The organism is Streptomyces sp. NPDC058045, from assembly GCF_042885635.1.
Lineage (GTDB): Bacteria > Actinomycetota > Actinomycetes > Streptomycetales > Streptomycetaceae > Streptomyces.
Genome location: NZ_JBHVRR010000016.1, coordinates 37941 through 63061, shown reverse-complemented (window position 1 = coordinate 63061; position 25121 = coordinate 37941). Strand labels below are relative to the sequence as shown.

The 25121-nt window shown below is 73.6% G+C and carries 21 protein-coding genes and 1 pseudogene; 9 read left to right on the top strand and 13 right to left on the bottom strand.

Annotated elements, in window-relative coordinates; all coding sequences use genetic code 11:
- Positions 1–4 precede the first annotated feature (4 nt).
- The 3 genes from ACFVST_RS12935 to ACFVST_RS12925 all read right to left on the bottom strand — a co-directional run bounded on the left by ACFVST_RS12935 (position 5) and on the right by ACFVST_RS12925 (position 2080).
- A complete protein-coding gene (locus ACFVST_RS12935) occupies positions 5–316 on the bottom strand; it encodes a pore-forming ESAT-6 family protein (RefSeq protein ID WP_390149793.1) in 312 nt (103 codons plus the stop codon).
- 49 nt (positions 317–365) lie between these two features.
- Positions 366–698 carry a hypothetical protein gene (locus ACFVST_RS12930; protein WP_390149791.1) on the bottom strand — a complete coding sequence of 111 codons (333 nt, stop codon included), beginning with the start codon at positions 696–698 and terminating at the stop codon, positions 366–368.
- A 290-nt stretch (positions 699–988) separates the two neighbouring features.
- Positions 989–2080 (bottom strand): YncE family protein, encoded by a 1092-nt coding sequence (locus tag ACFVST_RS12925; RefSeq protein WP_390149789.1) that lies wholly within the window; start codon positions 2078–2080, stop codon positions 989–991.
- A gap of 110 nt (positions 2081–2190) precedes the next feature.
- Between ACFVST_RS12925 and fes the strand changes: the two genes are divergently transcribed.
- Positions 2191–3465 (top strand): enterochelin esterase, encoded by a 1275-nt coding sequence (gene fes, locus ACFVST_RS12920; RefSeq protein ID WP_390149787.1) that lies wholly within the window; start codon positions 2191–2193, stop codon positions 3463–3465.
- Positions 3466–3485: 20 nt separating this feature from the next.
- Here fes and ACFVST_RS12915 read toward each other — a convergent pair whose 3' ends face one another.
- From ACFVST_RS12915 to ACFVST_RS12885, 7 genes are read right to left on the bottom strand one after another with little or no spacing between them, the layout of a single operon-like run.
- A complete protein-coding gene (locus ACFVST_RS12915; protein WP_390149785.1) occupies positions 3486–7604 on the bottom strand; it encodes an AMP-binding protein in 4119 nt (1372 codons plus the stop codon).
- Positions 7601–7828 carry a phosphopantetheine-binding protein gene (locus tag ACFVST_RS12910; RefSeq protein WP_390149783.1) on the bottom strand — a complete coding sequence of 76 codons (228 nt, stop codon included), beginning with the start codon at positions 7826–7828 and terminating at the stop codon, positions 7601–7603. The genes ACFVST_RS12915 and ACFVST_RS12910 overlap by 4 nt, the downstream gene beginning before the upstream one ends.
- A 3-nt stretch (positions 7829–7831) precedes the next feature.
- Positions 7832–8464, bottom strand: coding sequence for an isochorismatase family protein (locus ACFVST_RS12905; RefSeq protein WP_390149781.1), 633 nt, complete (start codon positions 8462–8464; stop codon positions 7832–7834).
- 11 nt (positions 8465–8475) lie between these two features.
- Positions 8476–10149, bottom strand: a complete 1674-nt coding sequence (locus ACFVST_RS12900; protein WP_390149779.1) for a (2,3-dihydroxybenzoyl)adenylate synthase — start codon at positions 10147–10149, stop codon at positions 8476–8478.
- Positions 10146–11342, bottom strand: a complete 1197-nt coding sequence (locus ACFVST_RS12895; protein WP_390149777.1) for an isochorismate synthase — start codon at positions 11340–11342, stop codon at positions 10146–10148. Before ACFVST_RS12895 ends, ACFVST_RS12900 begins: the two co-directional genes overlap by 4 nt.
- A 38-nt stretch (positions 11343–11380) precedes the next feature.
- Positions 11381–12181, bottom strand: coding sequence for a 2,3-dihydro-2,3-dihydroxybenzoate dehydrogenase (locus ACFVST_RS12890; protein ID WP_390149775.1), 801 nt, complete (start codon positions 12179–12181; stop codon positions 11381–11383).
- Positions 12178–13161, bottom strand: a complete 984-nt coding sequence (locus ACFVST_RS12885) for an ABC transporter substrate-binding protein (protein WP_390149773.1) — start codon at positions 13159–13161, stop codon at positions 12178–12180. The genes ACFVST_RS12890 and ACFVST_RS12885 overlap by 4 nt, the downstream gene beginning before the upstream one ends.
- Positions 13162–13338: 177 nt before the next feature.
- Here ACFVST_RS12885 and ACFVST_RS12880 point away from each other — a divergent pair, with 177 nt between their 5' ends.
- The 4 genes from ACFVST_RS12880 (at position 13339) to ACFVST_RS12865 (ending at position 18070) form a co-directional block, all read left to right on the top strand.
- Positions 13339–14424: a FecCD family ABC transporter permease gene (locus tag ACFVST_RS12880; RefSeq protein ID WP_390149771.1), complete on the top strand. Its 1086-nt coding sequence runs from the start codon at positions 13339–13341 to the stop codon at positions 14422–14424.
- Positions 14421–15488, top strand: coding sequence for a FecCD family ABC transporter permease (locus tag ACFVST_RS12875; RefSeq protein WP_390149769.1), 1068 nt, complete (start codon positions 14421–14423; stop codon positions 15486–15488). Before ACFVST_RS12880 ends, ACFVST_RS12875 begins: the two co-directional genes overlap by 4 nt.
- Positions 15489–15497: 9 nt before the next feature.
- The gene (locus ACFVST_RS12870; protein ID WP_390149767.1) at positions 15498–16298 is read left to right on the top strand and encodes an ABC transporter ATP-binding protein; all 801 of its coding nucleotides are present in this window, start codon (positions 15498–15500) and stop codon (positions 16296–16298) included.
- Between the two features lie 122 nt (positions 16299–16420).
- On the top strand, positions 16421–18070 hold the full coding sequence (locus ACFVST_RS12865) for a cytochrome bc complex cytochrome b subunit (protein WP_390149765.1): 1650 nt from the start codon (positions 16421–16423) through the stop codon (positions 18068–18070).
- Positions 18071–18077: 7 nt separating this feature from the next.
- Here ACFVST_RS12865 and ACFVST_RS12860 read toward each other — a convergent pair whose 3' ends face one another.
- Positions 18078–18467 (bottom strand): cytochrome c oxidase subunit 4, encoded by a 390-nt coding sequence (locus tag ACFVST_RS12860; protein ID WP_390149763.1) that lies wholly within the window; start codon positions 18465–18467, stop codon positions 18078–18080.
- Complete coding sequence (gene ctaD / locus ACFVST_RS12855; RefSeq protein WP_390149878.1) at positions 18464–20119, bottom strand: cytochrome c oxidase subunit I; 1656 nt, start codon at positions 20117–20119, stop codon at positions 18464–18466. The genes ACFVST_RS12860 and ctaD overlap by 4 nt, the downstream gene beginning before the upstream one ends.
- Before the next feature lie 247 nt (positions 20120–20366).
- Here ctaD and ACFVST_RS12850 point away from each other — a divergent pair, with 247 nt between their 5' ends.
- Together ACFVST_RS12850 and ACFVST_RS12845 are read left to right on the top strand one after the other, a co-directional pair.
- Positions 20367–21185: an SAM-dependent methyltransferase gene (locus ACFVST_RS12850; protein ID WP_390149761.1), complete on the top strand. Its 819-nt coding sequence runs from the start codon at positions 20367–20369 to the stop codon at positions 21183–21185.
- A gap of 86 nt (positions 21186–21271) precedes the next feature.
- Positions 21272–21562: a hypothetical protein gene (locus ACFVST_RS12845; protein WP_390149889.1), complete on the top strand. Its 291-nt coding sequence runs from the start codon at positions 21272–21274 to the stop codon at positions 21560–21562.
- A gap of 125 nt (positions 21563–21687) precedes the next feature.
- On the opposite strand, the pseudogene ACFVST_RS12840 reads toward ACFVST_RS12845, so the two are convergent.
- Positions 21688–22185: pseudogene (locus ACFVST_RS12840) on the bottom strand (enoyl-CoA hydratase-related protein); the annotation flags it as partial.
- 270 nt (positions 22186–22455) lie between these two features.
- Here ACFVST_RS12840 and ACFVST_RS12835 point away from each other — a divergent pair.
- The gene (locus ACFVST_RS12835; RefSeq protein ID WP_390149759.1) at positions 22456–23640 is read left to right on the top strand and encodes an EfeM/EfeO family lipoprotein; all 1185 of its coding nucleotides are present in this window, start codon (positions 22456–22458) and stop codon (positions 23638–23640) included.
- Positions 23637–24944, top strand: coding sequence for an iron uptake transporter deferrochelatase/peroxidase subunit (efeB, locus tag ACFVST_RS12830; RefSeq protein WP_390149757.1), 1308 nt, complete (start codon positions 23637–23639; stop codon positions 24942–24944). The genes ACFVST_RS12835 and efeB overlap by 4 nt, the downstream gene beginning before the upstream one ends.
- Positions 24945–25121: the final 177 nt, after the last annotated feature.

Genomic DNA, 25121 nt, shown 5'->3' with positions numbered 1-25121 from the left:
GTGGTCAGCCGATGTTGTCGACGGCGGCGCGGGCCTTGGCCAGGGTGGAGTGGGCCGTGCCGTCGTTCTGGCCCAGCGTCCGGTGCACCAGCCGGATGATCTCGCGGACCTCGCTGGCGGCGCTGTGCCAGCGGGTCTCCTTGCCGTGGTAGTCGTCGGCGACGCCGTCCGCGGTGAAGTCGGCCATCGCAGCCTTCACCGCGCGGTCGCGGTCTGTGAGGACGCGTTCCAACTGGGCGATGACGCCTTGCAGATTGCCCTGTACATCGCCCGATGCGGCGGTGTCGTACGAGCGGCGGTCGTCGTTCCTGGGCATGGTCTGGTTCCCCTTTGTGAAGGTACGTGCGAATCGAGGGAGCGGGTGCTCAGCGGGCGCCGAAGCGGGCCGCGTCGAAGTTGGCGGCGCCCATGTTCTGGTGGGCGTTGTCCCCCAACTCCGTGTCACCGGTACCGAATGCGGTGTCCATACCGGACTGGCCGCCCAGGATCGCGTTCAGCGCGCTGTTCAGATCGTGGGTGATCTCGTCGGCGTGCAGCTTGAACTGGTCGAAGGTGGTCTTCCCCGCCCCGTTGAACTTGCCTTCCAGGGGCTCGGCCGCCTGGATCAGCCACCTGATGAGGGTGCCGAGGTCGTCCGTCGAACCGACGGTGCTCCTGCCGAGGTCCGACAAGGTGGTCGACCCCATGTCAAACTTCATTTCCCTGCCCCCGTAAGCGCGTTGTGTGCTGTGGCTGCGGGATCGGCAGGACGTGGTGGTGTCGCCTCGGCCTCCCGGCCCGCGCAACATCATCTCCTGTGTCGCGTTGCAAACGCAACGGGTTTGGGCGGGGAATGGCGTGATCTGGTTGATGGGCGTCGTGATGTCGCTCCGCCGCCCGGTGGAGAACTCGCCTTGCGGGGGCCGTTCTTGGCGGATGTGTCCGGACATGCCGGAACTCCGCCGGGTGCGGTGAGGTGTGCGCCCGGCGGAGTTCGGCAGGGGTGGGTTCAGCGGCGGGTGAGGTGAACGCGGGTCAGTTCGTCCTGGGACTCGGGCCCGGCGGCGGACTTGGTGGTGATGTAGGCGGTGCGGCCGTGGACAGTGATGTGGTTGGGGTTGGCGCCGGTGGCGAGGGTGTGCAGGACGGTGCCGCGGCGGGGGTCCACGATGCTCGCGTTGCCGTCGGCGCGATGGGCGACCAGGACGTTGCCGGTGCGCGGGTCGGTGGCGGCGGAGAGCGGGCCCTCGCCGGTCGGGACGGTGCGGATGACGGCGTTCCGGCGCAGGTCGACCACGGAGAGGGTGCCCGCGGTCTGGTCGGTGGTGTAGGCGGTGCGGCCGTCGCGGGAGAGGGCCACCGAGATCGGTCCCTCGCCGGCGGGCGCGAAGTGGGGCTTGTTGGCGTACGGGGAGACGGCGATGACGCGGTTGCCGTTGAGGTCGGCGGCGTAGACGGTGCCGGTGCGCTTGTTCAGCGCGAGGCCCGTGGGTCCGGCGCCCTCGACGGTGATCCGCTTCTTCTCCTTGAAGGTGCGGGTGTCGAAGCCGATCACGCTGCCGTCGCCGAAGCCGCTGGCCCAGGCGGTGTTGTGGCGCTCGTCCACGACGACATCGCGGGCGTGCGGCACGTTCGGCAGGGTGGCGAGGTGGCGGCCGGTGCGCTGGCTGTAGACGGCCACCGAGTCGTCGCGGGTGTTGGTGGTCCAGACGGTGTCGTGCTCGTCGTCCACGGCCACCCCGTAGACGGCTTCCATGGCGCCGGTCTCCTGGTCGGTGACGGGCGGGGTGTGGCTGCCGCGTACGGCGAGGGTGTGCGGGTCCAGCTTCAGCAGGGCGGATTCGGTGACCGGGGGGCGGCCCACGGCGGTGGTGGCCCACAGGACGTGGTTCCGCTCCGAATAGGCGGACTGGTAAAGGCCCTTGGCGACCGGCGTGGAGTCAACGACGGGGGTCCGGTGGCCGGTCTGCTGCGGCTGAGCGGTGGCGGTGCCGGTGAGGGCGACGGTGCTTCCCGCGGCGAGGGCGACGGCGGTGGCGGCGGTGCGGCGGAGTCGGCGTAGGGGGTGAACGGGCCTGGTTCTGCGGGGTGTTGGGGACATGCGGTGTCGTTCTCCAAGGCGGTCGCGCCTCCCCCGAGGAGGCGGGTCCCGAGCAACTTAACTTAGGCTTGCCTTAGTTTCCACCTGAGAAGTTAGGTGACCCTAAGTAGATGCGATCCACCTCGGCCGTACTGGCGGCCCCGCCCACCGGTGCCCCGCACCACCCGCCCCGCCTCGCCCGCCCCCACCCGCTGCCCCTGCTTCCCGATCCCGTCTGCGAACTCCCCGCCCCCGGAGCCGAGTTGGAGTTCTGGGCCGAGGCGCGCCGCCGCGGCACCCCCTTGATCGGACCCGACCCGGAGGGCAGCGCCGACCACTGCGCCGTCACCTTTCTCCACCGCGGCACCCCGCACACCCGCGCCGTACTGGCCCTGCCCAACAAGCTCACCGACCCCCGCGCCCCCGAGGCCAACCTGATGCGGCGCGCCCCCGGCACCGACGTCTGGCACTGGACGGTACGGCTGCGCCAGGACTGGTACGGCAGCTACGACCTCTGTGCCGACGACGGCGAGGAGCCCCTGCCCGAGCCCCCCGGCAGCCCCGCCCACTGGCAGGCCCTGCGCACCCGGCACCGACCCGACCGGTACAACTCCCGTACGCTGCCCCGGCGTTGGGGTGGGGAGCCGGTGCCCTGGGCGGCGTTGCCCGGGGCGCCGGAGGGGGCCGACTGGGAGCCTCGGGCCGGGGTGCCCCGTGGGACCGCGGAACGCCATCTGCTGCCCGGTGCCTCCCGCCATGTGTGGCTCTACACACCGCCCGCCACCGCGCCCGCCGACCCGGAGGGGCTGCCGGTGCTGGTGCTGCTCGACGGTGAGCACTGGCAGTCGCGGCTCGGGCTGGCCCATCTGCTGGACAACCTGATCGCCGATGGCCGGATCCCGCCGCTGGCCGCCGTACTCCCGGAGTCGGTGGACCCGGCGCGGCGGTGGGCCGACATGACCTGCCGGCCGGAGTTCGCGGACTTCCTCACCGGGGAACTCCTGCCGTGGGCCGCCGCCCGGCTCCCGCTGACCACGGACCCGGCGCGCACCGTGATCGCCGGGCAGAGCCTGGGCGGGCTCACCGCCGCCTACACCGCCTGCCGGGCGCCGCACCGGTTCGGCGCGGTACTGGCCCAGTCGGGCTCCTTCTGGTGGCCCGCGGACCACCGCTCCCAGTGGCTCACCGGCGCCCTCGCCCGGGGGCCGCGGCTGCCGGTGCGGTTCCGGCTCTCCTTCGGTGAGCAGGAGTGGGTGGCGCTGCCCGCGGCACACCGGCTGCGGGACACCCTCGCCGCCGCCGGCTACCGGGACGCCGTGTACCGCGAGTTCAACGGCGGCCATGACTATCTGTGCTGGCGTACCGAACTCGCGGACGGGCTGGTCGAGTTGCTGGGTGGCGGCTGACCCGGGCGGGGCCGGACCGGTCACCCGTCGAGTTCGGCCAGGCGGGTCGCGAGTGCGGTGCCGACGGTGTCCAGCCACCGGTCCTGGAGGAGCTGCGGGTGGGTGCAGTCCAGGTCCAGATTGGTGAGGGTGCCGGTGAGGTGCGGGCGCCACGCCTCCCGGTGGAGCCAGTCCTCGGGGCGGGGTGCGGCGGCGGTGATGAAGAGGACATCGCCGTGGAAGCGGTCGTGCCGGTGCTCCCGCATCAGCCGGGCGTGGTGCGGCACCACGTCGACGATCGCGGCCAGCGCCCGCTCGCCCAGCCCGGCCAGCGGACTGCCCGCCCGCCGCAGTGTTGCCAGTACGTCCTCCCGGGTCCGCTCACCGGACCGTTCGAAACCGGCCATCCGGAGCACCGCGGTCAGCGCGTCGCCCTCCTCGGGTGCGGGCCGCGCGCGCCACTGCTCGGCGGGGAACGCGTCCAGCAGCGCCAGGAGTTGGACCTCCTCCCCGGCCTCCTGGAGCAGTACCCCCACGGTGTGCGCCAGGATCCCCCCGACCGACCAGCCCAGCAGCCGGTACGGGCCGTGCGGCCGCACCTCGCGGATCCGCCGTACATATCCGGCGGCCTGCGCCCGCAGGGCCGGCGGCAGCGGCCCGCCGCTCAGTGCGGGCGCCTGCACCCCGTACAGCGGCTGCCGCCGGTCCAGGCGGGCGGTGAGGCCCGCGTAGCACCAGGCGAGGCCGCCCGCCGGGTGGAAGGCGAACAGCGGGGGGCGGTCACCGCCGGTGCGCAGTGGCAGCAGCTCTCGGAGGGCGGCGTCCCCGGCGGCGGGGGCGGCACCGGTGAGGCGCCCGGCGAGGGCGGCCGGGGTGGGCGCCTCGAACAGGGCGCCGATGGTCAGCTCCGCGCCCAACTCCTCCCGGATACGGGCCACCAGGCGCACCGCGAGCAGCGAGGTGCCGCCCAGGTCGAAGAAGGCGTCCTCGGGGCCGGCCCGCTCCACGCCCAGCACCTCCCCGAACAGCCCGGTGAGGCAGGCCTCTTGGGGGCTGCTCGGCGCGCGCCCGGCGCCGCCGCCGGTGAAGACCGGTGCGGGCAGCGCGCCCCGGTCCAGCTTGCCGCTGGGGCCGAGGGGGAAGGCGTCGAGTACGACCACCGCCGACGGCACCATGTGCTCCGGCAGTTCACGCGCCAGTTCGGTCCGGGCCGCCTCCGGGTCCGCGGTGCCCGTCACATAGCCGACCAGGTGCTGCCCGCCCGGCGCGTCGCCGCGGACCACGGCGCACGCCCCGTCGACAGCGTCCAGGGCGCTCAACGCGGCCTCGATCTCGCCGAGTTCGATGCGCTGGCCGCGCAACTTGACCTGGTTGTCGGTGCGGCCGAGGTAGACCACCTCACCGTCCTCCGTCCACTGTGCCAGATCCCCGGTGCGGTACATCCGGGTGCCGGGCGGTCCGAAGGGGTCGCGGAGGAACCGCTGCGCGGTCAGTTCGGGCTGCCCCAGATAGCCGTCCGCGAGTTGCCGCCCCGCGAGGTACAGCTCGCCCGGTACCCCCGGCGGGCACGGCTGGAGGGCCTGGTCCAGCACATACAGGCGGGTGTTCCACACCGGGCGGCCGATGGGTACCAGGCCCTCGGCGCCGGGTTCGCAGGTGTGGTGGGTGACGTCGACGGCGGCCTCGGTCGGACCGTAGAGGTTGTGCAGTGCGGTGCCGGGCAGGGCGCGGGCGAAGGCTTCCGCGGTCTGCCGGGGCAGTGCCTCGCCGCTGCAGAACACCTGCCGCAGCCCGGAGCCGGCTAGGTCGTGTCGTTCGGATCTCCGTGGAGGAAGGAGCGGGTCCTGGTGCGTGCTCTCGGTGTGCCGGCCGGACTCCCTCGTACTGGGCGTACTCGGGTGTTCGGCCGGTGCAGCGCGAGGGCGTGCCAGGGCACGCGACGCCACGGAGATCCGAACGACACGGCCTAGGGCGCCCGGGTCCGCCTCGGTGAGGAAGACCTGGAGCATGGACGGTACGAAGTGGCAGGTGGTGATGGACTGTTCGCGGATCAGCCGGGCCAGGTACGCCGGGTCGCGGTGCCCGCCCGGCTCGGCCAGTACCAGTGCGGCGCCCTCCCGCAGCGGCCAGAAGAACTCCCAGACCGAGACATCGAAGGACGATGGTGTCTTCTGCAACACCCGGTCCCCGGGGGTGAGTTGGTAGGTGTGCTGCATCCACCGCAGCCGGTTGTCGATCGCCGAGTGCGGCACCACCACGCCCTTGGGGCGGCCGGTGGAGCCCGAGGTGTAGATGACATACGCGGGGTGGGCCGGGGTCAGCGCCCGCGGCGGGTCCACCGGCGGGTGCCCGGCGAGCGTCTGCTCGTCGAGGGTGTCCAGGACGACCTGGGGGGTCTCGGTGTCCGGCAGCCGCTCGGGCCGGTCGACCAGGGCGCACACCGGGTCGGCGTCCGCCAGCATCCCGGCCAGCCGCCGCGCCGGGTAGTCCGGGTCGAGTGGCAGATAGGCGGCGCCCGCCTTCAGTACCGCGAGCAGGGACACCACCAGGTCGACGGAGCGCGGTAGTGACACGGCGACCAATGTGCCCGGTGTGGCGCCGAGTTGCTGGAGGTGGCGGGCCAAGCGGTTGGCGCGGGCGTTGAGTTGGCCGTAGGTCAGGCTCTGTCCGGCGTGGATCAGGGCGGGGGCGCCGGGGGTGCGGGCGGCCTGTGCCTCGATGGGGCCGATGAGGGTGGTGGCGGGCACCGGTCGTGCGGTGCGGTTGAACTCCTCGGTGACCAGGGCGTGTTCGGCCTCGGTGGCGATACCGAACGCGGCCAGCGGGGTGTCCGGGGCGGCCTCGGTGAGGCGTTCCAGCAGCCGCAGCCACCGCTCCTGGTGGGTGGCCAGCTCAGCCGGGGTGTAGAGCGCCGGGTTGCCGTCGTGGTCGATGCGCAGACCGCGGCCGTCGGCCCGGTCGTAGAGGTTGACGGTGAGGTCCTCGACGGGTCCCGCGGACAGATTGCGGGCGCGGGCCGGGGTGCCGGCGAAGTCCGCGCCGTAGTCGAAGGGCATCGCGTTGACCAGCGGGCCGACCAGGGGGCGGGACTCGCCGAGGAGGCCCAGGTCGCGCCGGATGTCCTCGTAGCGGTAGCGCTGGTGGCGGCGCAGGGTGCGCACCCCGAGCACCACCCGGCGTACCAGTGCGGCGAGGGTGTCGGCGGGGGAGAGCGCGAGCCGCAGCGGCAGCACGTTCATCACCATGCCGGGCACCCTGAGCGCGGCGGAGCCGGTGCGGCCCATCAGGGGCAGCCCGAGCACCACCTCGTCCCGTCCGGTGGCCCGGGACAGATAGAGTGCCTGCGCCGCGACGGCCAACTCCGGCCAGATGGCGCGCAGTTCGGCGGCCAGCCCGCGCAGCCTCGCGGTGGCCTCGGGACCGAGTACGGCGGTGCTGCGCAGGAACGTCCTGGCGGGCAGCGCACCCCGCCCGGCGAGCCGCGGCACCTCCGGCCGGTCGGCCAACTCCCGTGCCCAGTACGCCCGGTCCTCCTCGAAGGCGGCGGAGGCGCGGTACCCGGTGTCCTCCGCGACCAGGTCCTCCAGGGTGCCGAAGGCGCGGGGCGGTGGCTCCTCGCCGCGGGCCAGCACCGAGTACACCTCCGCGGTGCGGCGCACCAGCAGCGAGTAGCCGTAGCCGTCCATCGCCAGATGGTGGATGCACTGGTACCACCACCAGCGGCCGGTGCCGAGGCGGAACAGGGCGTGCCGGAACGGCGGTCCGGCCGCCAGGTCGAAGGGGACCGCCAGATCGGCCCGCATCCACTCCTCGGCCCGCTGCTCGGCGTCCTCGCCGCCGCTCAGGTCGAGCACGGTCAGCGGGGTCGTAGAGTGCGGCAGCAGCCGCTGGCGCGGCCCCTCCGGGGTGTCCTGGACGCGGATGCGCAGCGCGTCGGACTCCGCGGTGATGTGTGCCAGGGCGGCGGCGAAGGTGTCCGGGTCCAGGGGGCCGTCGATCTCCAGGCACTCCGCGGTGTTCTGCGCCTGGCTGCCGGGGTCCAGGGCCTGCGCGTACCACATCCCGGTCTGCGCGGCGGTCAGCGGCAGCACCGCCCCGGCCGCCCCCGGCCCGGTCTCCCGCACCCCGGTGGACGGTTCGGTGGTGGTCGGCGTGGTCATACGGCCCCCAGCAGCGGGGCCCAGGCGGTGAGTACGGGGTCCTCGGCGAGATCGGCGAAGTCGGCCTGTACGCCGTGCTGTTGGCGCCAGCGTTCCAGCAGCGTCATGATGCGCACCGAGTCCAGGCCGTGGTCCAGCAGGTTCTCGTCCAGGGGGATGTCCGCGGGGTCCTCGCCGAGGACGTCGGCGATGTCGGCGCGGAGTCGGTCCAGGGTGGGGGGCATCGGTCAGGCCTCCGGGAAGAGCGCGTCGGTGGTGGTGACCCGGGCGCAGCGGCCGGCGGCCCAGCGCAGCGCCTGGTCGTGGTCGGCGCGGGAGAAGTCCGCGACGGCGTCGGCGACGACGAACGCCTGGATGTCGCGCGTCCAGGCGTCGCAGGCGCTGACCAGGACGCCGATATGGGCGTACACCCCGGCCACGACGAGCTGGTCGCGGCCCGAGTCGCGCATCAGCGCGCCGAGTCCGGTGCGGGTGAAGGCGCTGTACTTCCACTTGGTGAGGACGGTCTCGCCGTCGAGTGGGGCGACCTCCTCGGGCACCGCGAGTGCCGCCGGGTCGTCGGCCACGCCCGGTCCCCAGAAGTCGAGTTGGAGGCCGCGTTCCTCTGGGCTCTGCCCGCCGCGCTGCGCCGAGTACACCACCGGCACCCCGAGGAAGCGGCAACGGGCCAGCAGGCGGGCGGTGTTGGCGAGCATCCCGGTCAACGGCTGCTCGCCGGCGGGGAACGCGCCGAGGAAGTGCTGTTGCAGGTCGTGGACGAGGAGCAGGGCGCGGGCCGGGTCGGCGGTCCAGGACACCCGGTTGCCGGGCAGTTCGTCGGCGGTGGGCAGGGGGTAGGGGTCGATGGCGGGGAGGGGCATGGCGGGGCCTTTCACTGCTGCGGGGCGTGGGGGTGCGGCTGCGGTCCTCCGGGGGCCTTCGGTGTGGAGCGCAGTCCGTTCTTGCTGACCTTGCCGACCCCGGTGTGCGGGAAGGTGTCGACGAAGTCGACCAGGTCGGGCACCTTGTGGGCGGCGACCCCGCGTTCACGTACGAAACGCTTCAACTCGGCGGGCCTGGGCGGTGGTTCGCCTTCGCGGAGGATGACGCAGGCCCGGGTGCGTTCGCCGAGGTAGGGGTCCTCGACGGGGACCACGGACACATCGCGTACGGCCGGGTGGGCGAGCAGGATGTTCTCGATCTCCTCCGGTGCCACCTTCTCGCCGCCCCGGTTGATCTGGTCCTTGGCGCGGCCCTCGACCACCAGATGCCCGCCGGGCAGCCGCCGCACGATGTCCCCGGTGCGGTAGAAGCCGTCCGGGGTGAAGGCCCGCGCGTTGTGCTCGGGCGCCCGCCAGTAGCCGCGGATGGTGTACGGGCCGCGGGTCAGCAGATGCCCGTAGGCGCCCTCGGGTACGTCCTGGTCGGCGTCGTCCACGACGCGGATCTCGTCGTCGGGGGAGATGGGGCGGCCCTGGCTGGTGACCACGGTCTCCGGATCGTCGTCCAGCCGGGTGTAGTTGACCAGGCCCTCGGCCATGCCGAAGACCTGCATCAGCCGGCAGCCGAGGGCCGGTTCCAGCCGGCGCGCGGCCTGCTCGCTGTACTTGGCGCCGCCCACCAGCACCAACTCCAGGCTGGACAGGTCGAGTTGGGTTGCGGCGGCGGCCTCTGTCCACAGCAGGGCCATGGGGGGCACCAGGCCGGTCATGGTGATGCGTTCCTGTTCGATCAGCGGGAAGGCGGTGGCTGGGTCGGGCCGCGGGGCGAGGACGGCGGTGCCGCCCGCGTACAGCACTCCGAGCCAACCGGGGGAGCTCATGGGGAAGTTGTGGGCCGCGGGCAGGGCGACCAGGAAGCGGGTGGTGGTGTCCACACCGCAGATCTCGTTGGAGCCGCGCAGTGAGTAGAGGTAGTCGTCGTGGGTGCGCGGGATGAGTTTGGGGACGCCGGTGGTGCCGCCGGAGAGCTGGAGGAAGGCCAGCTCGCCGGGGGTGGGGCCGGGCGGCAACGAGCCCGTCTCCAGGGGGACTTGGCTGAGCGCGGTGTGTTCGCCGGGCTCACCCGCGACGAAGACGTGGCGCAGGGTGGGGGTGCCGCGGGCGATCTCCCCGGCCATACCGCGGTGGTCGAACCCGGCGTGCCGGTCCGGCACCACACAGGCCACGGCCTCGGTGAAGGAGCAGAAGTAGGCCATCTCGGCGGCGCGGTGTGCGGGCAGTGCGTACACCGGGAGCGCGCCGAGGCGGAACAGGGCGAAGACCACCTCGGTGAACTCCCCGATGTTGGGGAGTTGCACCACGACCCGGTCGCCGCGCCCGATGCCGCGCGCGGCGAATCCGGCGGCCAACCAGTCGGCCCGCCGGTCGAGTTGGCGGTACGTCCAGGTGCGGCGTGCGGGCGCCGGGTCCACCAGGGCGAGGCGGTCGGGGTGTGCGGCGGCCCGCTCCCGCAGCATCCCGCCGAAGGTCTCCCCGCGCCAGTGGCCCGCGGCACGGTAGCGGGCGGCGAACTCGGCGGGCCAGGTGGGCGCGTCGGGCGCTGGGGCGTTGTCGGTGGTGGTCATCGGGCGGCTCCGACGGCGCCCAGCATGGTGCGGAACTTGGCGGTGGTCTCCGCGGTCTCGGCGGCGGGGGAGGAGCCGGCGACCACACCGGCCCCGGCGAACAGCCGCAGGGTGTTCTCCTCGGCCTCGGCGCAGCGGATCGCCACCACCCACTCCCCGTCGCCCTCCGCGTCCTGCCAGCCGACGACGCCGGTGTAGGCGCCGCGGTCGAACGGCTCGGCGTCGGCGATGAGTTGGCGGGCGGGCCCGGTGGGCGTACCGCAGACGGCGGGTGTCGGGTGCAGTGCGAGGGCGAGTTCCAGGGCGCACACCGAGGGGTCCGCGAGGGTGCCGGTGGCGGTGGTGGAGAGGTGCCAGAGGGCGGCGGTGCGTACCAGGGTGGGGCGTTCGGGGATGTCGAGGCGGGTGCAGTAGGGGGCGAGGGCTTCCCGGACGGCGTCCACCACCAGGGCGTGTTCGTCCAGGTCCTTGGCCGACTCCAGCAGGGCGGCGGCGCGTTGGACGTCCTCGGCGAGGTCGGCGCTGCGGGGCGCGGTCCCGGCCAGGGGGTTGGCGAGGAGCTGTCCGCCGGAGCGGGACACCAGCAGTTCGGGGCTGGCGCCGACCAGGGTGCGGCCGGACCCGCTGGGCACCGCGAAGGTGTAGCCGGCCGGGTCGCGGTGGGCGAGCCGGGCGAGGAGTCCGGGCAGGTCGGGCCGGTGCGGGGAGGTGAGTTCGAGGGTGCGGGCGAGGACCGCCTTGCGGAGTTCCCCGGCCCGCATCCGGGCCACGGCCGCGGCCACCGCCTCGGTGTAGCGCTCCGCGGCGGGCTCCTCCCGGATGCGCCAGTCGGTGTGCGCGGGCGCGGGCGGCGGCAGCGCGATCAGCGGATCGTGCCGCAGCGCGGGCGCCCACCGCACGGACTCCGGTACGGCCAGTACGGCGGGCGCGTCCGGGGCGAACGGTACGGACCCGGCGACCAGCGGCTCCGGTTCGCCCGCGGCCCGCCGCTCGGCCAGCACGGACCGCACCCGCCGGGTCAACGGCCGTTCGTCGTACGGGACTTCGGCTCTGGTGCCACGGGCCAGCAGGGTGCGGTGCGGGGAGGAGAGGAAGCGGTCGGTGCCGGGCCGGTAGGCGTTGAGCAGGGCGGTCGCCGTACCGGGTGCGGTGGTCTCGGGCGGGGCGGCGGGTTCGCCGAGCGGGGTGGGCATCTGGTTCTCCTGGCTGGCTGGGGGGTGGTCAGCGGTGGTCAGGCGCGGAGGGTGGCGCCGCCGTCCACATACAGGTCGTGCAGGGTGATGTGGCGGGCGCGGTCGGAGACGAGGAAGGCGACGGCCTCGGCGATGTCCTGCGGTTCGGCGAGCCGGCCGAGGGGGATGCCGGTGCGGTGCCCGGAGAGGTCGCCGGCGATGATCTGCCGGGCGGCCGCCTCCTCGTCGGGGGCGCCGCCGGCCGCCCACAGGGCGCGCTGGATCGCGGTGCGGGTGGAGCCGGGGGAGACGGTGTTGCAGCGCACGCCGTGTGCGACACGGCCTGGTTCCAGGCCGAGGCACTTGGTGAACATCACCGCGGCCGCTTTGGAGGCCGCGTAGGCGGCCATACCGGCGCGGGGGACACCGGCCGCGTTGGAGGCGACGGTGACGATGCTGCCCCGGCCGCGGGCCGCCATCCGGCGTGCGGCGGCGCGGGACACATGGAAGACGCCGTCGGTGTTGACGGCGAAGGTGGCCGCCCAGTCCGCGTCGCCGAGTTCGGTCACCGGACGCGGCGGCTTGAGGACCCCGGCCACATTGACGGCGATGTCCAGCCCGCCCAGGGCGTGTTCGGCCTCTTCGACGAGTCGGTCCACGGCGGCCGGGTCGGTCACGTCGAGGGTGCGGGCGGTGATCCGGCCGCGGTCGCCGGTGACTTCGGGTCCGGCCGGGTCGAGGTCGGTGGCGAGGACGCGCGCCCCGCGGCCGGCGAGGGTGCGGGCGACGGCCGCCCCGATCCCGGGGGCGGCACCGGTCACCAGGGCGGTGCGGCCCGCGAGTTCGGCTCCGGCGCTCACTTGACCATGGCCTTGCGGATGTCGCCGAGTACGGAGACGGCGGCCTGGGCGCCGCCGAGGCTGGTCCACTGGGAGCCGTCGATCTCGGTGGCGTGACCGTCGCGGACGGCGCTCAACTGCCGGTAGGCGGGCTTCTTCCGGAGCGCGCCGAGGAGTCCGGCGTCCTTCCCGGTGGAGGAGAGGGTGCCGATGAAGAGCCAGTCCCCGTCGATCTCCTTGAGGTTCTCGTCGCCGATGGGGGTGGAGTGGCCCTCGCCCTTGTCGTTCTGGATGCCGGGCCGCTTGAAGCCGAGGTCCCTCAGTACGTCGCTGACGAAGACGCCCTGCTGCATGACGGCGGTGCCCTTGGCGGAGTAGCGGGCCACCGAGACGGTGGTGTCCGCGGTGTTCCCGAGGTCCTTGCGCAGGGCGCCGGCCTCGGTGTCGTAGTCGGTGAGGAACCTCCCGGCCTGGTTGCTTCGGCCGAGGGTCTTCCCGGTCAGTTCCAGGGCCTGCTTCCAGTCCTTGTCCCGGCCGATGGTGACGACGGTGGGCGCGATCTTCCGCAACTGCGCGAGGACTTGGCCGTCGGCGAGCTGACCGGCGAGGATGACGTCCGGCTTGGCCTGGGCGACCTTCTCGATGTCGGGACCGGTGACGGCGCCCACCACCGGTATGCCCTCGGCCTGGTCGGTGAGGTACTCGGGGGCGCCCTGCTGGCCGCGGCCCGCGGTGAGCCCGACCGGCTTGACGCCGAGCGCCAGCGAGGCGTCGAGGTCCATCTCGCTGAGGGCGACGACCCGTTGGGCGTGTGCGGGCACCTGCACCTCGGTACCGGCGGCGTCCTTGACGCGGACGTCACCGGAGGCACCCCCGCCCTTCCCGGTGCCGCCCTCGTCGTCGGAACCGCAGGCGGTGAGGGCCAGGGCGCAGGCCGCGGTGACGGCGGCCGCGGAGCGGAGTCGGGCGGGACGGGACGAGCGGAACGGCGTGGGCTGCATGGCCTGGTTCTCCGTGGGTGTGCTGGGCGAGCGGGGTGCGGGCGGGCCCGGTGGTCGGTGGCCCGGGTGTGCGGTCAACGGCCTTGCCGGGCAGGGCGGTTGACCCGGGATCGGGCATGGCTCCGCCAGGTGACGCCGCCCTGACCGGCGGCTGCGTACTTAGGTTAGGCTAACCTAATGCTCACTGTTCAAGGGGGGAAGCCGGAACCGGCCGCCATCCGCCCCCGCGCCCACCTCCCGGCCGCACCCCGCCGCATCCCCTGGGCCTGCGGCGCCCTGCTCGCCCTGCTGCTGCTTCTCGCCCTGCTCTCGCTCCTCATCGGCACCGGCACCGCGGGAACCGGCCGCGCCTGGGACTACCTCACCGGCGACCCGGCGGCCCGCGCCGACGCCCAACTCCGCCTCGCCGTAAGGGATGTACGCCTGCCGCGCACCCTCGCCGCCGTCCTCGTCGGCCTCTGCCTCGGCACCGCGGGCTGCCTCCTCCAGGCCGCCACCCGCAATCCGCTCGCCGAGACCGGACTCCTCGGCGTCAACGCGGGCGCCGCCTTCGCCGTCGTCTGCGGCCTCACCTTCTTCGGCGTCGACTCGCCCACCGCGCTCCTGGTCTGGGCCCTGCTCGGCGGAACGGGCGCCAGCGCTGTCGTCCTGCTGCTCGCCGCCTCGGTGCGCGCCGCGGGATCGCCGCTGAAGCTGGTCCTCGCCGGTTCCGCACTCGGCGCCACCTTCCACGGCCTCACCTCCGGCGTCCTCCTCGGCACCCGCTCCACCTTCGACACCTACCGGTACTGGACCATCGGCTCCCTCGCCGGAGTCGAGACCTCCGCCCTGCTGCCGCTGCTGCCGCCCGCCGCCCTCGGACTGGCCGTCGCCCTCGGCTGCGCCCGCCCGCTCGCCGCCCTCGGCCTCGGCGACGACAGCGCCCGCTCCCTGGGCCACCACCCCGCCCGCGTCCGGCTCGTGGTGTCCGGCGCCGTCGCCCTGCTGGCCGGCTGCGCCGTCGCCCTGGCCGGCCCCATCGCCTTCCTCGGCCTGCTCGCCCCGTACGCGGCGCGCGCCCTGGCCGGGGCCCGGATGACGGCCCAACTGGTGCTGTCCGCACTGGTCGCCGCCGATGTGATGATCCTGGCCGACATCCTGGCCCGGGTGGTGATCCGCCCCTGGGAGACACCGGTCAGTGTGCTGCTGGCACTGGTCGGCGGCCCGCTCCTCATCTGGATCGCCCGCTCCCCCCGGCTCTCCACCGCGGGAGCCGCCGCATGAACCACCACCCCACCCCCGATGCCGCCCTCCCGCCCGACAGCGCCGTGCTCCGCACCCGCACCCTGTCCTGGCTCTTCCCCCGCCGCAGCGCACTCGCCGCCGCCCTGCTCGCGCCGCTCCTCCTGCTGCTGGTGCTGCTCGCCGCGGCGGCCAGCTCCACCGGGATGACCCTCACCGACACCGCCCGCGGCCTCCTCGGCACCGGCGACCCCCAAACGGTGCTGGTGGTACGGGAGTTCAGGCTGCCCCGGATACTGACCGGGCTGCTCGTCGGCGCCGCCCTCGGCACCGCCGGCTGCCTCACCCAGACCCTCGCCGGGAACCGCCTCGCCACCCCCGACCTGGTCGGCGTCAACGAGGGCACCACCGCCGTCATGGTCGCCACCGCCGCCGGTTCCGCCACCGGCATGATCGGCGCGTGGTGGCTGGGCCCGCTCGGCGCCGCCGCCGCGGCCGTCCTCGTCGTCCTCTGCGCGGGCGGCGCCGGCACCGCCGGGTACCGGCTGCTGGTCGTCGGCATCGGCGTCTCCACCATCCTCGGCGCCGTGGGCGACCTGGTGATGTCCCGTCAGAACGACAGCACCGCGGGCGGCGTCTTCCTCTGGGCCGTCGGCAGCCTCAACGGACGTGACGGCGGCGTCGGCCTCCCCCTGCTGGCCGTCCTGCTGCTCCTGCTGGCCCCGACCCTCGCCGTCGGCCACCGGCTCCAACTGCTGCGCCTGGACGACGAGACCGCCGCCTCCCTCGGCGCCGACCCCCGCACCCTGCGGGCCGGTGCGCTCGCCCTCGCGGTGGCACTGGCCGGGGTCGCCGTCGGCGTCGGCGGGCCCATCGCCTTCGTCAGCCTGGCCGCCCCCGTACTCGCCGGGCGGCTCGCCGGACCCACCCGTGTCCCGGTGCTGGTCTCCGCGCTGACCGGTGCCTGCCTGGTCGTCGCGGCCGACGCCCTCGGCCGGGTCGTGGCCCCCGTCGAACTCCCCGTCGGGGTCGTCACCAGCGTCCTCGGCGGCCCCTTCCTCCTCTGGGTCCTGTTCCGCACGGACCGCACCACCGGAAAGGCCTGACCCACCCCCATGACCGAACCGACTCCCACCCCCGACGGCCTGCATGTGCACGACCTGCACGCCGGCTACCCAGGCCGGCCCGTCGTCGAAGGGGTCCAACTCGCCGTCCCCGCAGGGCAGGTGGCCGCAGTCGTCGGCCCCAACGGCTGCGGCAAGTCCACCCTGCTCCGCGCCCTCGCCCGGCTGCACCGCCCCACCTCCGGCACCGTCCGCGCCGCCGGAGCCGACCTGTGGCAACTGACCCAGCGCCAGGCCGCCCACCGCGTCGCCCTCCTCCCGCAGTCCCCCCGCGCCCCCGAAGCGGTCACCGTCGCCGGGCTCGTACGGTACGGCCGCCATCCGCACCAGGGGCTGCTGCGGCAGTGGTCCCGCGCCGACGAGGAGGCGGTGGCCGAGGCGCTCGACGCCACCGGCACCACCGCACTCGCCGGCCGGCGCCTGGACCGGCTCTCCGGCGGGCAGCGGCAGCGCTGCTGGCTCGCCCTGGTCCTCGCCCAGCGGACCCCCGTCGTCCTGCTCGACGAACCCACCAGCGCCCTCGACCCCGGCCACGCGGTGGAGGTCCTCGAACTGGTGCGGCGGATCGCCGCCGACGGCCGCACCGTCGTCATGGTCCAGCACGACCTGGCCGCCGCCGCCCGCTACGCCGACCTGCTGGTGGCGATGAGGGACGGCCGGATCGTCGCCCACGGCCCACCCGCCGAGACCGTCGACGCCGCCCTCGTCAAGGAGCTGTACGAACTCGACGCGGACATCCTGCGCGCCCCCGGCGACGGTTCCCCCGTCGTCGTCCCCCGCACCCGCCGCTGACCCCGCCGGCCCGCGGCGCCCGATTCCGCCGATCCGACCAACACCCGGATTGCGCCCGGCGGCGGCCGGTTACCCATGCCCGCGCCGCGGTCCGTGAGCCGGTCGGCAGAAAGGGCGGACGTATGCGGGGCGCGCGGCGGGAACAGGCGGCGGTACGGGCCGGCGAGGCGGCACGGACCGGCTTCGACGTACTGGACAGGCGGCTGCCCGTGGCCGAGTCCGGCCGGGCCCTGATGCGCAAGGCCTTCCCCGACCACTGGTCCTTCCTCCTCGGTGAACTCGCCCTCTACAGCTTCCTGGTGCTGCTCCTCACCGGCACCTTCCTCACCCTCTTCTTCGACCCGAGCATGGTCGAGACCGTCTACCGCGGGAGCTACCGCCCGCTGCGCGGCCAGCCCATGAGCCAGGCCTACGCCTCGACCCTGCGGCTCTCCTTCGACGTCCGGGGCGGGCTGCTGCTGCGGCAGTTGCACCACTGGGCGGCGCTGGTCTTCCTCGCCGCGATCGGCGTCCATATGCTGCGGGTCTTCTTCACCGGCGCCTTCCGCAGACCCCGCGAGACCAACTGGATCATCGGCGTCACCCTCTTCCTGCTGGCCCTGCTGGAGGGCTTCTGCGGCTACTCCCTCCCCGACGACCTGCTCTCCGGCACCGGACTGCGCACCGCCCACACCATCGTGCTGTCCGTGCCCGTCGTCGGCACCTATCTGGCCTTCTTCATCTGGGGCGGCACCTTCCCCGGCCACATCCTCATCCCGCGGCTCTATGTGGTGCATGTGCTCTTCGTGCCAGGGCTGCTGATCGCCCTGATCGCCGCCCACCTCATCCTGGTGGTGTACCTCAAGCACACCCACTGGCCCGGCCGCGGGCGCACCAACCGCAACGCCGTCGGCCAGCCGATGTTCCCCCAGTTCACCGTGAAGACCACCGGCCTGTTCCTGACCGTCACCGGCTCCCTCACCCTGCTCTCCGCCCTCGCCCAGATCAACCCCGTCTGGAACTACGGCCCTTACCGCGCCGACCAGGTCGCCACCGACGCCCAGCCCGACTGGTACGTCGGCTTCCTGGAGGGCGCCCTGAGACTGATGCCGGCCTGGGAGACCAACGTCGCCGGGCACACCCTGATGTGGAACGTGCTGCTGCCCGCCGTGGTCCTGCCCGGAGTGCTCTTCACCCTGCTCTTCGCCTATCCGTTCTTCGAGCGCTGGATCACCGGAGACCGCGGCGAGCACCACCTCTGCGACCGGCCCCGCGACCACCCCACCCGCACCGCGTTCGGCGTGGCCGCCCTGGTCGCCTACGGGGTACTGCTGCTGGCCGGCGGCAACGACGTCGCCGCGCTCTCCTTCCGGGTCTCCGTCAACGCGCTCACCTGGATCTTCCGGATCGGCGTCATCCTCGGCCCGGTGGCCGCGTTCCTCCTCACCAAGCGCGTCTGCCTGGCCCTCCAGTACCGGGAGCGGGCCAGGCTGCTCCACGGCGAGGAGACCGGCCGGGTCGCCCAGGGTGTCGACGGCGCCCTCGGCGAGCAGCCCGCGTCCGTCGCCCCCGACCGCCTCTACCGCTTCGTCGCCCGGGACCTGCCGCACCCCCTGCCCGCCGGACGCGGCAGGTCCGCCCGACTCCGCACCGCCCTCAGCCGCTGGTACTACGGCGACCGCATCGAGCTGCGGCTGCCGCCCGAGCGCCGGCACACCGTGGCGAAGACCCTCACCGGCCCCGAACGCGAACCCGCCCGCGACACCGAGACCCCCGAGCACCGCGAGCGCTGAACACCCGCTACTCCTCGCGCTGTACGAACTCGAAGACCAGCCCGAACACCCCGGCCAGCAGCAGCCCCAGCCCCAGCACGAACAACCACAGCCCGAAGACCACCCCGAGCGCCGTGGCGACCGCACCGAGACCGGTCACCGGCGGATACGGGCTGTGCGGCGGGAAGAAGTCCAGCGGTCCCGACCGGTCCGCCACCTCCCCCTCCCCGCGGTCCTCCGGCCTGAGCCCCCGCCGCCGGTACGTACGGTCGAAGAAGAACGACAGCAGCGTCGACATCAGGAACGCCACCACCAGCGCCGCGGTCCCGGCCGGCTCCCGCGACCACCAGCCGTATCCGCCGCCTGTCACCAGGAAGAACGCCGCGACCCCCGCGAACAGCCGGGCCTCCGCCTTCACCGCGCACCCCCGTCGCGCCGTACCGGACCGGGTTGTGTGCGCACGGGTTCGGCGCCGGTGGGCGGGGCGTCCGGGTGGTGCAGCTCGAAGGCGGGGGAGTCGGATCGGATCCGGGGCAGGGCGTGGAAGTTGTGCCGCGGCGGCGGGCAGGACGTGGCCCACTCCAGCGAACGGCCGTAGCCCCACGGGTCGTCGGAGTCGACCTTCCGCCCGTACACCGTGGTGTGCCAGACGTTGTAGAGGAACGGCAGGGTGGACAGGCCCAGCAGGAAGGCGCCGGCGGAGGAGACCGTGTTGAGGACGGTGAAGCCGTCCGCGGGGAGGTAGTCGGCATAGCGGCGCGGCATCCCCTCGGCGCCGAGCCAGTGCTGCACCAGGAAGGTCGTCTGGAAGCCGGTGAAGAGCAGCCAGAAGTGGATCCGGCCGAGGCGCTCGTTCAGCATCCGGCCGGTCAGTTTCGGCCACCAGAAGTAGAAGCCGCCGAACATCGCGAAGACCACCGTCCCGAACAGCACATAGTGCAGATGCGCCACCACGAAGTAGCTGTCGGTGACATGGAAGTCCAGCGGCGGCGAGGCCAGCAGCACCCCGGTCAGACCCCCGAAGAGGAACGTCACCAGGAAGCCGCAGGCCCACAGCATCGGCGTCTCGAAGGAGAGGCTGCCGTGCCACATGGTGCCGATCCAGTTGAAGAACTTCACCCCGGTCGGCACCGCGATCAGGAACGACAGCAGGGAGAAGAACGGCAGCAGCACCGCCCCCGTGGCGAACATGTGGTGCGCCCACACCGACGCCGACAGCATGGTGATGGCGATGGTGGCGCCCACCATCCCGAGATAGCCGAAAACCGGCTTGCGGCTGAACACCGGGATGATCTCCGTGATGATGCCGAAGAACGGCAGCGCCACGATGTACACCTCCGGATGCCCGAAGAACCAGAACATATGCTGCCAGAGCAGCGCACCCCCGTTGGCCGCGTCGAAGACATGCGCCCCGAACTTCCGGTCCGCCTCCAGCACCAGCAGCGCCGCCGTCAGCACCGGGAACGCCAGCAGCGCCAGGATCGAGGTGAAGAGGATGTTCCAGGTGAAGATCGGCATCCGGAACATCGTCATCCCGGGGGCGCGCAGACAGACCACGGTGGCGATGAAGTTGACCGCGCCCAGTGTGGTGCTCAGCCCCGCCACCGCCAGCCCCATCGTCCACAAGTCCCCACCCGCACCAGGGGAGTTGACCGCGCTGTTCAGCGGCGCGTACGCGAACCAGCCGAAGCCCGCGGCGCCGCCCGGCACCACCAGACCCGACACCACGGCCAGCCCGCCGAAGAGGAAGAGCCAGTAGGTGAGCGCGTTCAGCCGCGGGAACGCCACATCGGGGGAGCCGATCTGCAAGGGCATCACCGCGTTGGCGAACCCGGCGAAGGTGGGGGTGGCGAACAGCAGCATCATGATGGTGCCGTGGATGGTGACGAGCTGGTTGTACTCGGCGTTGGTCACGAACTGCAGCCCGGGGCTTGCCAGTTCGGCGCGCATCGTCATCGCCATCAGCCCGGCCAGCAGGAAGAAGCAGAAGGCGGTGGCCAGATACATGTTGCCGATGGTCTTGTGGTCGGTCGTCGTCAGATAGCCCACCAGCCGGCGCGCGCCGCGCATCCGGCGCCGGGTCGCCTCCGGGGGCGCCGGGATCTCGACCTGCACACCGGCCTGCGTCATGGCCTCTCCGTCCGCCGGGCTCCCGGCGGACGCGGCCCGGCCCGCCGACGGGGCAGGGGTAACCGGCGGCCTCCGGGGGCAAACCGGGGCTGGTCCGAACAGACCAGAACCGGATTGGCCCGGTTCGGCCCCGGCCTCACCCGTCCGTGGCCTGGAAGCCCCGCCCGGCGTGTGTGAAGCTCTCCCCATGAGCGACTCATCTCCGAGCGACTCCGGCGCCGACGGCCTCGCCGCCCGGCTCCGCACCGACCGGCCGCACTCCGCCCGGGTGTGGAACTACATCCTCGGCGGCAAGGACCACTACGCGCCCGACCGGCAGGCCGGGGACCTCATCCTGCGGGCCTTCCCCGAGTTCGCCGCCGTGGCCAGGACCCAGCGCCGCTTCCTCGCCCGCGCCGTCCGCTTCCTCACCGAGGAGGCCGGCGTACGCCAGTTCCTCGACATCGGCACCGGCCTGCCCACCGCGGACAACACCCACGAGATCGCCCAGCGGGCCGCCCCCGACAGCCGCATCGTCTACGTCGACCACGACCCGCTGGTCCTCGCCCACGCCCGCGCCCTGCTGACCAGCACCCCCGAGGGCTCCTGCGACTATCTGGAGGCCGACGTCCGCGACCCGCGGACCATCCTCGCCGGCGCCGCCCGCACCCTGGACCTGGACCGCCCGGTCGGCCTGGTCCTGCTGGGGATCATGGGGCAGTTGCCCGACTCGGACAATCCGTGGGGGCTGGTGGACGAGCTGGTCGAGGCGCTGCCTCCCGGAAGCCATCTGGTGCTCAGCGACGGCATCGACACCAGCGAGACGCTGAACGCGGCGGTCCGTGCGTACAACGAGCAGTCCGCCGACTCGTACCATCTGCGGCCGGCGGAGCGGATCGAGGCCTTCTTCCACGGGCTGCATCTGGTGGCGCCCGGAGTGGTGCTCGCCGACCGCTGGCGGGCGCCGGAGACGGCCGAGCAGGAGCCGAGGGCCCATGCGATGGCGGGCGTGGCCCGCAAGCCGTGACCACCCCGGCCCGGCCCTGACCTTCGCGGTGGGTGACGGGCGGGGGCGGGCCGTGTCCGAGCGGTGGGTGGCGCGTTGAGCACAGCATGATCTCCACTCGACGTGTTCTCGCCGCCCTCGCTCTCGCCACCGGGGCCACCGGTCTCGCCGTCCCCGCCGCGGTCGCCGCCGACCAGGGCGTGCAGGTGCCCTCCGTCCTCGGCACGGTGGACGACCTGTCCGCCAATTCCGTATCGGCCGAACACCGGGACGAACTCCCGCGCCCGACCGAGCAGTTGTCCACCGCCAGTGCCGGGCTCAACCACGGGGTGTCCGAACTCGCCCCGCTCACCGGCCAGGTGGCCCCGGTCACCGGTCTCCTCCCGGCGGTCCAGTGACCCGGTACTGAATCCGCTACCGACCCGGTAGCGATCCGGCGGCGGGACCCGGGCGCGGGCGCCTCAGCGCACCGCACCCGGGTCCCGCCGTCTTCGGGTCCGGCCCGCGGCCCGCTCAGCCCGAGCGCCTGGTGGCCGCCGTAGCGGCGGGCGGTGACCATCGCCTCATGGGCGGTGCGCGGCGCCAGCCTGGCCTGGATCAGGGCGGACATCCCGGGCGTGAACGGGATGTCGATATCGGCCTCCGGCAGGCACCAGAAGCCGCGGTCCGCGCGCATCACCCGCACATCGTGGGCGAGCGAGAGCATCGCCCCGGCCGCGAAGGTGTGCCCCTGGAGCGCGGCCACCGTCACCAGCGGCAGCGACAGCGTCCGCGCCAGCAGCGCGTGCACCGAGTCCACATAGGACGTGTACCGCTCCGGGTGGGCCAGCAGCCATTCCAGGTCCAGGCCGTTGGACCAGAACTTCCCGGTGGCCGCGGTCACCAGCGCCCGCGGCCCGTCCGCCGTGGCGACCTCGTCCAGCGCGGCGCCGACGGCCGCCAGCCAGTCGGGGTGGAAGCGGTTCTCGGAGTCGCCGAGATCCAGGACGAAGACGTCACCCTGGCGGTCGAGCTTGGGCATCGCGGTCCTCCAACCGGAACTACCAATCAGTAACGACGGTCACGGTACCCCCGGGTCACCGCCCCGGCGAACGGTGCCGGGGGAGTGCGGCGGGCGCCGGGTGGGTGCGGCGGTGCGGTGCGCGGTCTCCTCCCGGGCGCCCGGCCCGGCCTATCATGTGCCGCTGCCCGCCGGTGAGTTGGCCGCCGCGGGCGTTGACCGAGGCCGGTCGGAGGAAGGGGTGGGCGCATGGGGCGGGCCGGAACGGAGGGTGCCCGGCGGTGGCCGCCGGTGCTGGTCGCTGGTGCGATGCTCGCGGCGTGCGCCCTGCTGCTCGGCTGCCTCGCCGCAGCCGGGGCCTTCGACCGGGACTCCGCCCCCGCGGACCCCACCGGGGCGGACGGGCTGCGGCACACCGCCGTGGAGATCACCCTCGGCGACTGCGGCGGCGGGGTACGGGACGCGCACCCCGGGCGGCAGGTCTTCGATGTGCACAGCGGTATGGAGCGCTCGGCCGAGGTGCAGCTCGTCGAGGTGCGGACCGGGACCGTGCACGGTGAGCTGGACGGCCTCGCCCCCGGCACCACCCGACCGCTCCACGTCGCCCTCGGCAACGGCACCTACCGGCTGCGCTGCCTGCCCGACGACGCCGAGGCCGTCAACGGCCCCGCCCTGCGCGTCACCGGCGCCGGTACCCCGGGCGGCCCCGCCGCCGTACCGCTGGACCAGCACGATCTGATCCCGCCCACCATCGCCTACCAGCGGTGGGTCGGCCGGCAGATGTCCCGACTGGCGCGCGCCACCGGCACCTTGCGTACCGCGATCCGCCGCGGCGACCTCCCGGCCGCCCGCACCGCCTGGCTGACCGCCCACCTCCGATACGAGCGCCTGGGCGCCGCCTACGGGGCCTTCGGGGACGCCGACCAGGCGATCAACGGCACCGACGCCGGGCTCCCGAAAGGCGTACACGACCCCGGCTTCACCGGCTTCCACCGGCTCGAACAGGGCCTGTGGCACGGGGAGTCGGCGCACAGGCTGCGCCCGGTGGCCGACCGCCTCGTCCGCGAGGTGCGCACCCTGCGCACCACCTGGTCGCAGGTCAGGATGGACCCGCTCGATCTGGGGCTGCGGGCCCACGAGATCCTGGAGAACACCCTGGAGTCTGAACTCAGCGGCCGCACGGACTTCGGCAGCGGCAGCAACCTGGCCACCGCCCGCGCCAATCTGGACGGCACCCGGGCCGTACTGCGCCTGCTGCGGCCCCTGCTCACCGGCCGCTACCCGCGTCTGAAGGACCTGGACGCCTCGCTCGACCGGTTCGGCGACCGCCTCGACTCCCAGCACCGGCACGGGAGTTGGACCCCGCTGGACCGCCTGGGCACCTCGGACCGGCGCCGCCTGAACGCCGCCACCGGCGACACCGTGGAGCGCCTCGCCGAGGTGGCCGCCCTCTGCGACGTACGGAGGACCGCATGAGCGACGCACGGAGGACCGACCGCATGAGCCGGCAAGCCGACGGGCACCGGGACACGCCCACCCGCCCCGCCGGTCCGGGCGGTGAGGGGCCGCACACCCGGCGCGGGTTCCTGCGGGGCGCGGCTGCCGGCACCGTGGGCGCCGTCGCCCTCGGCACCGCCACCGGCGACGCCCGCGCCGACCCGCCGGTGCCCTCCTACCCGTCCCCGGTCCACCCGCCCTTCCACGGCCCGCACCAGTACGGCATCCTCACCGCCCCGCGCCGTGCCACCGCGTTCGTCTCCTTCGACGTCACCGCCGAGGGGCGCGCCGGACTCGCCGAGGTGCTGAGGACCCTCACCGAGCGGGCACGTTTCCTCACCGGCGGCGGGCTGCCGCCAAGTGCGGGCATCACCGCGCCGCCCACCGACTCCGGCACCCTCGGCGCGGGCCTCCCCGGCGGTGACCTCACGGTGACCGTCGGAGTCGGCGCCGCCCTCTTCGACGACCGCTTCGGCCTGGCCGCCCGCCGCCCGCGCCGCCTCACCGACATGGCGCCCTTCCCCGACGACGACCTCCAACCCGCCTGGTGCGGGGGCGACTTGAGCGTGCAGTTCTGCGCCGACGACCAGGACACCGTGTTGCACGCGCTGCGCGACGTGGCCCGGCACACCCGCGGCGGACTCCAGATCCGCTGGCGCCAGGACGGCTTCTCCGCCCCGCCCCGGCCCACCGGCGCGCCCCGCAACCACATGGGCTTCAAGGACGGCACCGCCAACCCGGACCCGGCCGACCCGCGGGCCATGGACCGCCTGGTGTGGGCGGGCAGCGGCGAACCGGCCTGGGCGGACGGCGGCAGCTACCAGGCGGTGCGGCTGATCCGGATGCTGGTCGAGTTCTGGGACCGGGTGTCCCTCACCGAGCAGGAGCGCATGTTCGGCCGCACCCGGGACAGCGGCGCCCCCCTGGACGGCGACCGCGAGGAGGACGAGCCGCAATACGCCCACGACCCCAAGGGCGAGATCATCCCCCTCGACAGCCATATCCGGCTGGCCAATCCGCGCACCCCGGGCAGCGACGCCCACCGCATCCTGCGCCGCTCCTACAACTACGACCGGGGCACTCTCGACAACGGCAACCTCGATATGGGGCTGCTCTTCTGCTGCTACCAGCAGGACCTGGCACGGCAGTTCAAGACCGTGCAGCGAAGGCTGGAGGGCGAGCCGCTCACCGACTACCTGGTGCCCTTCGGCGGCGGCTACTTCTACGCCCTGCCCGGCGTCCGCGACCGCCGGGACTGGTACGGGCGCCGCCTCCTGGCGTGAACCGGGACCGGCCCGCGTCCGTGCAACGGGGAACAGCAGAACAGCGCCCGGTCACCGCGGCATGACAGCCCGTCAAATGTCAAGAACACACCAAACCTTGGTGACCGACTCCTGACCCTTCCGCCCCACCCGTGCCATGGTGGACGGGCCCCACCTCACGCCGGGCGCAGCCGCCCG

What these genes read in the sequence shown, in the direction of transcription:
- ACFVST_RS12845 (WP_390149889.1), top strand. Translation starts at nt 21,272, where the DNA reads ATGATCTCCACTCGACGTGTTCTCGCCGCCCTCGCTCTCGCCACCGGG.
- efeB (WP_390149757.1), top strand. Translation starts at nt 23,637, where the DNA reads ATGAGCGACGCACGGAGGACCGACCGCATGAGCCGGCAAGCCGACGGG.
- ACFVST_RS12915 (WP_390149785.1), bottom strand. Translation starts at nt 7,604, where the DNA reads ATGACCACGCCGACCACCACCGAACCGTCCACCGGGGTGCGGGAGACC.
- ACFVST_RS12910 (WP_390149783.1), bottom strand. Translation starts at nt 7,828, where the DNA reads ATGCCCCCCACCCTGGACCGACTCCGCGCCGACATCGCCGACGTCCTC.
- ACFVST_RS12925 (WP_390149789.1), bottom strand. Translation starts at nt 2,080, where the DNA reads ATGTCCCCAACACCCCGCAGAACCAGGCCCGTTCACCCCCTACGCCGA.
- ACFVST_RS12935 (WP_390149793.1), bottom strand. Translation starts at nt 316, where the DNA reads ATGCCCAGGAACGACGACCGCCGCTCGTACGACACCGCCGCATCGGGC.
- ACFVST_RS12875 (WP_390149769.1), top strand. Translation starts at nt 14,421, where the DNA reads ATGAACCACCACCCCACCCCCGATGCCGCCCTCCCGCCCGACAGCGCC.
- ACFVST_RS12905 (WP_390149781.1), bottom strand. Translation starts at nt 8,464, where the DNA reads ATGCCCCTCCCCGCCATCGACCCCTACCCCCTGCCCACCGCCGACGAA.
- ACFVST_RS12900 (WP_390149779.1), bottom strand. Translation starts at nt 10,149, where the DNA reads ATGACCACCACCGACAACGCCCCAGCGCCCGACGCGCCCACCTGGCCC.
- ACFVST_RS12850 (WP_390149761.1), top strand. Translation starts at nt 20,367, where the DNA reads ATGAGCGACTCATCTCCGAGCGACTCCGGCGCCGACGGCCTCGCCGCC.
- ACFVST_RS12930 (WP_390149791.1), bottom strand. Translation starts at nt 698, where the DNA reads ATGAAGTTTGACATGGGGTCGACCACCTTGTCGGACCTCGGCAGGAGC.
- ACFVST_RS12870 (WP_390149767.1), top strand. Translation starts at nt 15,498, where the DNA reads ATGACCGAACCGACTCCCACCCCCGACGGCCTGCATGTGCACGACCTG.
- ACFVST_RS12885 (WP_390149773.1), bottom strand. Translation starts at nt 13,161, where the DNA reads ATGCAGCCCACGCCGTTCCGCTCGTCCCGTCCCGCCCGACTCCGCTCC.
- ctaD (WP_390149878.1), bottom strand. Translation starts at nt 20,119, where the DNA reads ATGCGCGGCGCGCGCCGGCTGGTGGGCTATCTGACGACGACCGACCAC.
- ACFVST_RS12895 (WP_390149777.1), bottom strand. Translation starts at nt 11,342, where the DNA reads ATGCCCACCCCGCTCGGCGAACCCGCCGCCCCGCCCGAGACCACCGCA.
- ACFVST_RS12880 (WP_390149771.1), top strand. Translation starts at nt 13,339, where the DNA reads ATGCTCACTGTTCAAGGGGGGAAGCCGGAACCGGCCGCCATCCGCCCC.
- ACFVST_RS12865 (WP_390149765.1), top strand. Translation starts at nt 16,421, where the DNA reads ATGCGGGGCGCGCGGCGGGAACAGGCGGCGGTACGGGCCGGCGAGGCG.
- fes (WP_390149787.1), top strand. Translation starts at nt 2,191, where the DNA reads ATGCGATCCACCTCGGCCGTACTGGCGGCCCCGCCCACCGGTGCCCCG.